Source organism: Kitasatospora sp. NPDC089797 (assembly GCF_040684795.1).
Classification (GTDB): Bacteria; Actinomycetota; Actinomycetes; order Streptomycetales; family Streptomycetaceae; genus Kitasatospora.
On the sequence record NZ_JBFBGS010000065.1, the window covers coordinates 1 to 10,323 of the forward strand.

Below are 10,323 nucleotides of genomic sequence, written 5' to 3' on the forward strand. Positions count from 1 at the left end.
CATAGATCGACGGGCACCGATCGTGGCGACTTCTATACTGTCCGTCAGATTGAGGTCTCGGTCGAGCGGATCAGGGGCGGCAGTGTCGGTTGGGGCCGAAGTCGGGCCCCGCCACCGTGCGTTCGTCCCGTGCTGCCGTGCTGCCGCGCTGCCGCGCAGTCCCGGTCTCGTCGTGGGCGCCGGCACGGGGGAGGGGCTACCAGCGGTACCAGCGGCCGCGACTGCCGGTGGCGCCGGTACTGCGGACCAGGAACCCGAGCAGCCACACGGCCAGGACCACGATCGCCACCCACCACAGGACCTGCAGGGCGAAGCCCGCGCCGAAGAGGATCAGGGCCAGGAGCAGAACAAGAAGAAGGGGAACCATCTCGACCTCCGAAGTCGGTGTCGGAGATCCGGGTGCCCCGGCCCGCGGAACATATGCGGGGGAATCTCTCGAGAAGGCCAAGAGGCTCGGTGGCGCCCGTGACACGGCAAGTTCGTTCTGAGCAGCAGCAGTTCACGGGTCACGCGCGGCTGAAGTGTCCCAGCCGCGCGTGACCGGTGTACGAGGGAAGGGCCTAGAAAGGCGCCCCTCCGTGCCCGATGACGGACTTCAGCACACCTGGCGATCCCACTCCGTAGGCGCCGACGAGCGAGTAGCCGAGTGCGACCTCATCGGGGGTGCAGGGAGTGTCCGGCGACCAGGAGGCCTCGATCCCGCCCGTGGCGGTTCGCCGGGCGAGGGCGACGGTTCCGAGGCAGGCGACGGCACCCGCCGGCCGCCTCCGTGCTCGCGGGGCAGCGCCGGTGACGGAGCGTCAGTGTCGGGTTCCCGTCACGATGTTCTGAACTGTTGACGTCAACTCATATGAATGGAATAGCATCCAGCCGCGTACCTCTGCTTATGCCCTGGCACCTCTCGGGCACCGTTCGCAGCACTCCCTCCACCCCAAGCACGGCTCCTTGGAAGGAAGTTGAACTGGTGAAGCGCATCAAGAGGACCCTCGCGGCGTGCGGCATGGCACTCGGTCTGGGCTTCGCCCTGCCGGGGGCCGCGCAGGCGGCGACCCCGGCCAACCCGCAGCCCCTGGCGTACGGCACCCTCGTCGCCCTCTACAAGCCACCGTCCGACAACGGCACTTACTTCTGTATGGACGAGTACCGGCAGGGCAGCGGCGACGGCCGACCGGTCGTGATCAAGCCGTGCATGGGCACCTGGAACCAGTTCTGGTTCTGGAGCCCGGACGGCCTCATCCACAGCACCAACGACGGCCGGTGCCTGTGGGCCCACGTCGCCGACGGCCCCAGCGGATCCCCGGACGCCGCCGCCTACGGCTGCAACGCGGGCGACCCGAACCAGCGCTGGACGTTCGGCACCGACCACAGCGTCTGCAACGCCGCCAACGCCTGCCTGCTCGCCACCGGCATGCCGGGGCCCAGGGGCTCGTACCACCTCATGGGCTCCACCCCCGGCGCGAGCGCCAACAGCTACCAGCAGTTCGACTGGCACCCCTCCGCCAGCAGCACCCCGGTCAACCCCAACGGGTGACCGACCCCCCTCGCGCCACCCCCGACCCGCGGCCGACTCGACGGTCACGGGCCCGGTCCGGTCGACGCGGCCGGCACTACTGAAGGGGCCCACCCCCGCGCCAAGGGGGTGGGCCCCTTCCGCACGCCCGCACACCCGGACGGAAGAGGAGCGGAGGAGGAGCCGACGCCGGCACGGCGTTCATCACGATCAGGTTTCAGCCACCCGCCCGCCTCTTGCCCCGAGCCCGTGTAATCGATTCCAATCGTCGCAACGCGTCGATGTAATCGATTCCACAAGGAGGTGGGACGGCTATGGCGAGCATCAAGGACGTCGCCGCCGAGGCAGGCGTGTCCGTCGCGACGGTCTCGCGCGTCCTGAACGAGCACCCGTCGGTGAGCGAGGACGCGCGGGCGCGGGTGCTGGCCGCCGTCGCGTCGCTCGGGTACCGGCCCAACGCCGTGGCGCGCTCGCTGCGCACCGATCAGACCCGCACCCTGGGGCTGGTGATCAGCGATGTGCTGAACCCGTACTTCACCGAGCTCGCGCGCTCCGTCGAGGAGGAGGCGCGGGCGCTGGGGTACAGCGTGATCATCGGGAACGCCGACGAGCGGCCGGACCTCCAGGACCACCACGTACGGACGCTGCTGGACCGCCGGATCGACGGGCTGCTGGTCTCGCCCACCGACGGCGGGTCGCCGCTGATGTTGGACGCCGCCCGCTCCGGGACGCCGATGGTGTTCGTGGACCGGTGGATCCCCGGAGTCGATGTGCCGGTGGTACGGGCGGACGGGCGGGGCGCTGTGCGGGACCTCGTCGCGCACCTGCACCGGCTGGGGCACCGGCGGCTGGCGATCATCGCCGGCCCGGCGGCCACCACGACCGGGCAGGAGCGGGTGGCGGCGTTCCGCGAGGCGCTGGAGGAGCACGGCCTCGACCTGCCCGACCGCTACATCGGCCAGGGCGACTTCCAGGCCGACAGCGGCCGGCGGGTGACCGAGCGGTTCCTGGACCTCGCCGAGCCCCCGCAGGTCGTGTTCGCGGCGGACAACCTGATGGCGCTCGGCGCCCTGGACGCCGTGCGCGCCCGGGGCCTGCGGGTGCCGGACGACATCGCCCTCGCCGCGTTCGACGACATCCGCTGGTTCGTGCACACGGACCCGCCGGTCACCGCGATCGCCCAGCCCACGGGCGAGCTGGGCCGGGCCGCCGTGCGCGCCCTGGTGGACCGCATCGAGGGACGGCCGCCGCGGTCGGTGACGCTGCCCGCCCGTCTCGTCGTCCGCCGCTCCTGCGGCGAGGACCCCGCTACGAACAGGAGCCGGTCGTGAGCGACGCGGACGAGTTGCTGCGCATCGAGGGCATCCGGAAGTCCTTCCCCGGGGTGGTCGCGCTGGACGGCGTCGACTTCGACCTGCGCCGGGGCGAGGTCCATGTGCTGCTCGGGGAGAACGGCGCGGGCAAGAGCACCCTGATCAAGATGCTCTCCGGCGCCCACGAGCCCGACGAGGGCCGCATCCTGGTCGGCGGCGAGGAGGTCCGCATCCAGGGCGCGCAGGACTCCGAGCGGCTCGGGATCGCCACCATCTACCAGGAGTTCAACCTCGTCCCCGATCTGACGGTCGCCGAGAACATCTTCCTGGGGCGCCAGCCGCGCCGGTTCGGGATGATCGACCGCAAGAGCATGGAGGCGGCCGCCGCGGAGCTGCTGGAGCGCGTCGGGCTCGACCTCCCGCCCCGCACGCCGGTGCGTCAACTCGGCATCGCGCGCCTGCAGATGGTCGAGATCGCGAAGGCGCTGAGCCTGGACGCGCGGGTCCTGATCATGGACGAGCCGACGGCCGTGCTGACCTCCGACGAGGTCGAGAAGCTGTTCGCGATCGTGCGCGGGCTGCGCGAGGACGGCGTCGGGATCGTCTTCATCACCCACCACCTGGAGGAGATCGCCGCCCTCGGGGACCGGGTCACGGTCATCCGGGACGGCAGGTCGGTCGGCCGGGTGCCCGCCGACACGCCCGAGGAGGAGCTCGTCCGGCTGATGGTGGGCCGCTCCATCGAGCAGCAGTACCCGCGCGAGCGCGCCGTCACGGGCGCCACCCTGCTGTCCGTGGAGGGGCTGTCCCGGGACGGCGCCTTCCACGACGTCAGCTTCGAGGTGCGGGCCGGCGAGGTCGTCGGCGTCGCGGGGCTGGTCGGGGCGGGCCGCACCGAGGTGGTCCGGGCCGTCTTCGGCGCCGACCCGTACGACCGCGGCACGGTCCGGGTCTGCGGGGCTCCGCTGCGGCGGCACGACATCGGCGCCGCCATGACCGCCGGGATCGGGCTGGTGCCCGAGGACCGCAAGGGACAGGGGCTGGTGCTCGACCAGTCGGTCGGGGAGAACCTCGGACTCGTCACCCTCAGGTCCGCGGCCAGGGCCGGGATCGTCGACCTCAAGGGGCAGCACGCCGCCGCCGCACGGATCGCCGGGCAGCTCGGCGTGCGGATGGCCGGGCTCGACCAGCGGGTCCGCACGCTCTCCGGCGGCAACCAGCAGAAGGTCGTCATCGGCAAGTGGCTGCTGGCCGACACCAGGGTGCTGATCCTCGACGAGCCCACCCGCGGCGTCGACGTCGGCGCCAAGGTCGAGATCTACCAGCTCGTCAACGAGCTGACGGCCGCCGGGGCCGCCGTCCTGATGGTCTCCAGCGACCTGCCCGAGGTGCTCGGGATGAGCGACCGGGTGCTGGTGATGGCCCAGGGCCGGGTCGCGGGGGAGCTGTCCGCCGAGGAGGCCACCCAGGACGCGGTCATGTCGCTGGCCGTGAGCAACCCCACTACCGAACTGGAGGCCCCCCGTGGCCGCTGAAACGCTCACGAGCGGTACGGGCGCCGGAGGCGCCGCGGCCCTGCGCCGGCTGCTGCTCGACAACGGCGCGCTGACCGCGCTGATCGCCCTGGTCATCGCCATGTCGGCGCTGTCGGGCGACTTCCTCACCACCGACAACCTGCTCAACGTCGGCGTCCAGGCGGCCGTGACCGCCGTCCTCGCCTTCGGCGTCACCTTCGTGATCGTCTCGGCGGGCATCGACCTGTCGGTCGGTTCGGTGGCCGCGCTGTCGGCGACCGTGCTGGCCTGGAGCGCCACCTCGCACGGGGTGCCGGTGGCCGTCGCGGTGCTGCTGGCGCTGGCGACGGGCGTGGCCGCCGGCCTGGTGAACGGCTTCCTGATCTCCTACGGCAAACTGCCGCCGTTCATCGCGACGCTCGCGATGCTGTCGGTGGCGCGCGGCCTGGCGCTGGTGCTCTCGGACGGCTCGCCGATCGCCTTCCCGGCCTCCGTCTCCCACCTGGGCGACACGCTCGGCGGCTGGCTGCCGGTGCCGGTGCTCGTGATGGTGGCCATGGGGCTCATCACCGCGTTCGTCCTCGGCCGCACCTACATCGGCCGCTCGATGTACGCCATCGGCGGCAACGAGGAGGCGGCCCGCCTCTCCGGCCTGCGGGTGCCGCGGCAGAAGCTCGCGATCTACGCGCTGTCCGGGGTGTTCGCCGCGGTCGCCGGCGTCGTCCTGGCCTCCCGGCTCTCCTCCGCCCAGCCGCAGGCCGCCACCGGGTACGAACTGGACGCCATCGCCTCCGTCGTCATCGGCGGCGCCTCCCTCGCCGGGGGCACCGGCAAGGCGTCGGGGACGCTGATCGGCGCGCTCATCCTCGCGGTGCTGCGCAACGGGCTGAACCTGCTGAACGTCTCCGCGTTCTGGCAGCAGGTCGTCATCGGTGTGGTCATCGCCCTCGCGGTGCTGCTCGACACGGTGCGGCGCAAGGCCGGGGCCGCTCCCACGGGGACCGGCGCGCCCGGCGGCAGGGGCCGGCAGGTCGCCACCTACGGGCTCGCGGCCGTCGTGGCGGTGGCGGTCGTGGGCGCGACCTCGTTCCTGCACGGCGACCCGAAGCCCGCCACCCGGAAGATCGGCCTCTCGCTCTCCACGCTCAACAACCCGTTCTTCGTGCAGATCCGCTCCGGCGCGCAGGACGAGGCGAAGAAGCTGGGGGTGGACCTGACGGTCACCGACGCGCAGAACGACGCCTCGCAGCAGGCCAACCAGCTCCAGAACTTCACCAGTTCGAAGCTCGGGGCGATCGTCGTCAACCCGGTGGACTCCGACGCGGCGGGCAACTCCGTGGCGGCCGCGAACAAGGCGAGGATCCCGGTCATCGCCGTCGACCGCGGCGTCAACAAGGCCGACCTGGCCGCACTCGTCGCCTCCGACAACGTCGCCGGCGGCGAGCAGGCCGCGAAGGCCCTCGCCGACAAGCTCGGCGGCAGCGGGAGGATCGCGATCCTCCAGGGCCTGGCCGGCACCTCCGCCGCGCGCGAGCGGGCCGAGGGCTTCGCCAAGGGCCTCCAGGCCTACCCGGGGATCGAGGTCGTCGCGCAGCAGCCGGCCGACTTCGACCGCACCAAGGGCCTCGACGTCATGTCGAACCTGCTCCAGGCGCACCCGGACGTCCAGGGCGTCATCGCCGCCAACGACGAGATGGCACTCGGCGCGGTGAAGGCACTCGGGTCCAAGGCCGGGGAGTCCGTGCAGGTCATCGGCTTCGACGGGACTCCCGACGGGCTCAAGGCGGTCGAGCAGGGCACGCTGTACGCATCCGTGGCCCAGCAGCCCTCGCAGCTCGGCAGGATCGCCGTCGACAACGCGGTCAAGGCGATCAAGGGGGAGAAGGTCGAGGAGACCGTCAAGGTGCCGGTGAAGGTGGTCACGAAGGAGACCGTGGCCGGGTTCACCGGCTGAGACAGGGAAGAGGGGACGGCCGGGGAGCCCGCGGAAGCGGGACCCCGGCCGCCCCGTTCGGATCGCCCGATTGGGGAGTTTCATGTACGACTACGACGTTCTGGTCGTCGGCTCGGCCAACGTCGACCTCGTGATCGGCGTCGAGCGCAGGCCCGGGGCCGGGGAGACGGTGCTCGGGTCGGACCTCGCCGTCCACCCCGGCGGCAAGGGGGCCAACCAGGCGGTCGCCGCGGCGCGCCTCGGCGCGCGCACCGCGCTGCTCGCCCGGGTCGGGGACGACGCCAACGGGCGGCTGCTGCTGGAGTCGCAGCGCGGCGCGGGCGTCGACACCCGGGGCGTCCTGGTGGGCGGGGCCCCGACCGGCGTCGCGCTGATCACCGTCGACCCGTCCGGGGACAACAGCATCGTGGTGTCGCCCGGCGCGAACGGGCGGCTCACACCGGCGGACGTCCGGGCCGCCGGGCCCCTGCTGCGCGCCTCCCGGGTGGTCTCGGCGCAGTTGGAGATCCCGCTGGAGTCGGTCGTCGAGGTGGTGCGGCAGCTGCCGTCCGGCACGAGGTTCGTGTTGAACCCCTCGCCGCCGCAGGCGCTGCCGGCCGAGGTGCTGGCGGCCTGCGACCCGCTGATCGTCAACGAGCACGAGGCCCGGGTGCTCCTGGGCGGCGGGGCCGTCGGCGACGATCCCGCCGCGTGGGCACGGGAGTTGCTCGCGAGGGGGCCCAGGTCCGTCGTGGTGACGCTCGGTGCGGAGGGTGCGCTGGTCGCGACCGCCGAGCAGGTGGTGCGGGTCGCGTCGGTGAAGGTCGAGGCCGTCGACACGACCGGCGCCGGCGACTCCTTCACCGCCGCGCTGGCCTGGAAGCTGGGTGCGGGCGCCGCCCCGGCGGAGGCCGCCGGGTACGCCGCCCGGGTGGGCGCCGTCGCCGTGACGCGGCGGGGGGCCCAGGAGTCGTTCCCCACCGCCGAGGAGGTCGGGGCGCTGTGAAGAAGGGCGGGATCCTGAATCGCCATCTCGCCGCTGCCGTAGCCGAGTTGGGGCACGGCGACGGGGTGCTCGTGTGTGACGCGGGGATGCCGATCCCGGCCGGGCCCCGGGTGGTCGACCTCGCCTTCCGGGCGGGGATCCCGTCGTTCGAGGACGTCCTGGCCGGGCTCCTGGACGAGCTGGTGATCGAGGCGGCGACCGCGGCGCAGGAGGTGCGGGCGGCGAACCCCGCCGCGGACGGGCTGCTGAACGGCTCCTTCCCCGAGCTGGCGTACGTGCCGCACGCATCGCTGAAGGAGCTGAGCGCGGGGGCGCGCCTGGTGGTGCGCACCGGGGAGGCCCGGCCGTACGCCAACGTGCTGCTGCGGTGCGGGGTGTTCTTCTAGGACCGCCGGGGATCCGCCGCGGGCCGTCCGCTCAGGGCCGCCGGAGTGCCGCCGGCGCCTCCACCGCCTCCACCGCCGCGACCAGCGGGGCCAGTTCGGGGTTGCGGGCGGCCTCGTCGAGCGCCTCGCGCAGCGCGGCGTCGTTGGTCGGCCGGGCCGCCTCCAGCAGCGCCAGCCCGTCCGCGCTGACGTTGGTGTAGATGCCGCGGCGGTCGGTCGGGCACAGGTAGCGGGCGAGCAGGCCGCGGTCCTCCAGCCGGGAGACCAGCCGGGTGGTGGCGCTCTGGCTGAGCACGACCGCGTCGGCGACCTGCTTCATCTGGAGGTGGCCGCCCTCGCCGTCGTGCTGGCGGCTGAGCACGTCGAGCAGCGAGTACTCACGCACGCTCAGCTCGTGCTTCGACTGGAGGGCGCGCTCGATCTGGGCCTCGATCCTGCCGTACAGGACGTAGAGGGCGGCCCATCCGTTGGCGAGGGCGGTCAGCGCGGGATCCGTGGCGGTCATCGGTCCGGGTCTCCTTCCGAGCACGAGCAGGGCTCCAGGATAGTCCTCGCCCTGAAATATTTTCCATAGCACATATAGTGCTTGTGCAAGTATCCATCGCGGGCCCGCCTCCCCGGCGCCGGCCGCCACTCCTCCTGCCAGGTCAAATGTCGAGAGCAAATGCCCGCACTTGCACTTAGCCCGCGCGCGCAACTATTGTCGAGGCACGTAAGGCGCACAAGCAATCGCAGGAGGACGCGCCATGCCCCTCGCACTTCTCGCCCTGGCCATCGGGGCCTTCGGAATCGGGACCACCGAGTTCGTGATCATGGGCCTGCTGCCCCGGATCGCGGGTGACTACGGTGTCTCCGTCCCCACCGCGGGCCTGCTGGTCACCGGCTACGCCCTCGGCGTGGTCATCGGCGCCCCGCTGATGACCGTGCTCGGCACCAGGATCAGCCGCAAGACCATGCTCATGCTGCTGATGGGCCTGTTCACGGTCGGCAACCTGCTCTCCGCCGTCGCCCCGAGCTTCCCGCTGATGCTCGCGGGGCGGATCGTCGCCTCGCTGGCCCACGGCGCGTTCTTCGGCATCGGCTCGGTGGTGGCGGCCGAACTGGTCGCCCCGCACAAGAAGGCCGGCGCCATCGCCACCATGTTCACCGGGCTCACCGTCGCCAACATCGTCGGCGTCCCGCTGGGCACCTTCGTCGGCCAGGCCGTCGGCTGGCGCACCACCTTCGTCGGCGTCGCCGCCCTGGGCCTGGTCGGCCTGCTCGGCATCGCCAAGCTCGTCCCGGCTCTGCCCCGCGCCGAAGGCACCCGGCTGCGCGGCGAGCTCACCGCCTTCCGCAACCCCCAGGTGCTGCTGGCGATGGCGATGACGGTGCTCGGCTTCGGCGGGGTGTTCGCCGCCATCACCTACATCGCGCCGATGATGACCAACGTCGCCGGCTACTCCGACGGCGCGGTCACCTGGCTGCTGGTGCTGTTCGGCATCGGGATGTTCCTCGGCAACCTGATCGGCGGCAGGTTCGCCGACCGCAAGCTGATGCCCCTGCTCTACACCACCCTCGGCGGACTCGCCGTCGTCCTGGCCCTGTTCACCCTCACCGCCCACCACCGGATCGCCGCCGCGGTGACCATCCTGCTGGTCGGCGCCCTCGGCTTCGCCACCGTCCCGCCGCTGCAGAAGCGCGTCCTCGACCAGGCCCACGGCGCCCCCACCCTCGCCTCGGCCGTCAACATCGGCGCCTTCAACCTCGGCAACGCGCTGGCCGCCTGGCTCGGCGGGATCGTCATCTCCGCCGGCCTCGGCTACACCGCCCCCAACTGGGTCGGCGCCCTGCTCGCCGCGGCCGCCCTCGTCCTCGCCCTCTGGTCCGCCGCCCTGGAGCGCCGCGACCGGCAGCGGGCCCCGGCCGTCGACGGCGCCCCGGCCCCCCGGATCCCCGTCCACCACTGACCACCACCGACCACCACCACTGATCACCTCCCCGTCCCCAGGAGAAGCGCCACCATGGCCACCACCACCGTCACCCCCCTCACCACCGCCGACGCCGAGACCCTGATCCGGGCCGCCCGCACCGCCGCCGAGGCCGCGGGAGTGACCGTCAGCGTCACCGTCCTGGACGCCGGCGGGCACCTGCTGGCCTTCCGCCGCGACGACCGCGCCGTGCTGATCTCCGGCGAGACCAGCACCCGCAAGGCCTACACCGCGCTCCAGCTGAACGCCCCGACCGCCGACCTGGTCGACCTGGTCAAGCCGGACGGCCCGTTCCACACCCTGCCGACCGCCCTGGACCGCCCGCTGCTGTTCATCGCCGGCGGCGTCCCGGTCCACCGCGACGGCCGGCTGATCGGCGCCCTCGGCATCGGCGGCGGCGCCCCCGAGCAGGACCACGGCTTCGCCACCGAAGCCCTGCGCGCCCTCGCCGGCTGACGTCCGCAGGAGCGTCCGACCGCCCGGAGGAAGCCGGGAGCCCGCCCGCCCGGGGCACCGTCCCCGACGACCCGGCCGCCACCGCCGTCGCCGAGCGCGCCGGCCCGTACCCGGACCGGCCGAACCGACCCGCCGCGACCCCACGGCCCCGGGGGGGGGGGGGGGGGGCGGGGGGGGGGGGGGGGGCCCCCCCCCGGCCGGGCGGCGGGGGGGGGGGGGGGGGGGCGCGCGGGGC

Annotated in this window: 10 protein-coding genes; 8 read left to right on the plus strand and 2 right to left on the minus strand. The window is 73.0% G+C overall.

The window, feature by feature from the left end; translation table 11 throughout:
* Nucleotides 1-196: 196 nt before the first annotated feature.
* Nucleotides 197-367 carry a hydrophobic protein gene (locus AB0O91_RS36075; RefSeq protein WP_363442286.1) on the minus strand — a complete coding sequence of 57 codons (171 nt, stop codon included), beginning with the start codon at nt 365-367 and terminating at the stop codon, nt 197-199.
* Between the two features lie 597 nt (nt 368-964).
* Between AB0O91_RS36075 and AB0O91_RS36080 the strand changes: the two genes are divergently transcribed.
* From AB0O91_RS36080 to rbsD, 6 genes are all read left to right on the plus strand, one after another.
* Nucleotides 965-1,531 (plus strand): RICIN domain-containing protein, encoded by a 567-nt coding sequence (locus tag AB0O91_RS36080; RefSeq protein WP_363442288.1) that lies wholly within the window; start codon nt 965-967, stop codon nt 1,529-1,531.
* Between the two features lie 293 nt (nt 1,532-1,824).
* On the plus strand, nt 1,825-2,841 hold the full coding sequence (locus AB0O91_RS36085; protein WP_363442290.1) for a LacI family DNA-binding transcriptional regulator: 1,017 nt from the start codon (nt 1,825-1,827) through the stop codon (nt 2,839-2,841).
* Complete coding sequence (locus tag AB0O91_RS36090; protein WP_363442292.1) at nt 2,838-4,358, plus strand: sugar ABC transporter ATP-binding protein; 1,521 nt, start codon at nt 2,838-2,840, stop codon at nt 4,356-4,358. The genes AB0O91_RS36085 and AB0O91_RS36090 overlap by 4 nt, the downstream gene beginning before the upstream one ends.
* Nucleotides 4,348-6,291, plus strand: a complete 1,944-nt coding sequence (locus AB0O91_RS36095; protein WP_363442294.1) for a substrate-binding domain-containing protein — start codon at nt 4,348-4,350, stop codon at nt 6,289-6,291. The genes AB0O91_RS36090 and AB0O91_RS36095 overlap by 11 nt, the downstream gene beginning before the upstream one ends.
* Nucleotides 6,292-6,373: 82 nt before the next feature.
* Complete coding sequence (locus tag AB0O91_RS36100) at nt 6,374-7,276, plus strand: ribokinase (protein WP_363442296.1); 903 nt, start codon at nt 6,374-6,376, stop codon at nt 7,274-7,276.
* A complete protein-coding gene (gene rbsD, locus AB0O91_RS36105; RefSeq protein WP_363442298.1) occupies nt 7,273-7,662 on the plus strand; it encodes a D-ribose pyranase in 390 nt (129 codons plus the stop codon). Before AB0O91_RS36100 ends, rbsD begins: the two co-directional genes overlap by 4 nt.
* 31 nt (nt 7,663-7,693) lie before the next feature.
* Here rbsD and AB0O91_RS36110 read toward each other — a convergent pair whose 3' ends face one another.
* Nucleotides 7,694-8,167 carry a MarR family transcriptional regulator gene (locus AB0O91_RS36110; RefSeq protein WP_363442300.1) on the minus strand — a complete coding sequence of 158 codons (474 nt, stop codon included), beginning with the start codon at nt 8,165-8,167 and terminating at the stop codon, nt 7,694-7,696.
* Between the two features lie 241 nt (nt 8,168-8,408).
* Between AB0O91_RS36110 and AB0O91_RS36115 the strand changes: the two genes are divergently transcribed.
* Nucleotides 8,409-9,611 (plus strand): MFS transporter, encoded by a 1,203-nt coding sequence (locus tag AB0O91_RS36115; RefSeq protein WP_363442302.1) that lies wholly within the window; start codon nt 8,409-8,411, stop codon nt 9,609-9,611.
* 54 nt (nt 9,612-9,665) lie between these two features.
* The gene (locus AB0O91_RS36120; protein ID WP_363442304.1) at nt 9,666-10,088 is read left to right on the plus strand and encodes a heme-binding protein; all 423 of its coding nucleotides are present in this window, start codon (nt 9,666-9,668) and stop codon (nt 10,086-10,088) included.
* The last annotated feature ends 235 nt before the right edge of the window (nt 10,089-10,323 follow it).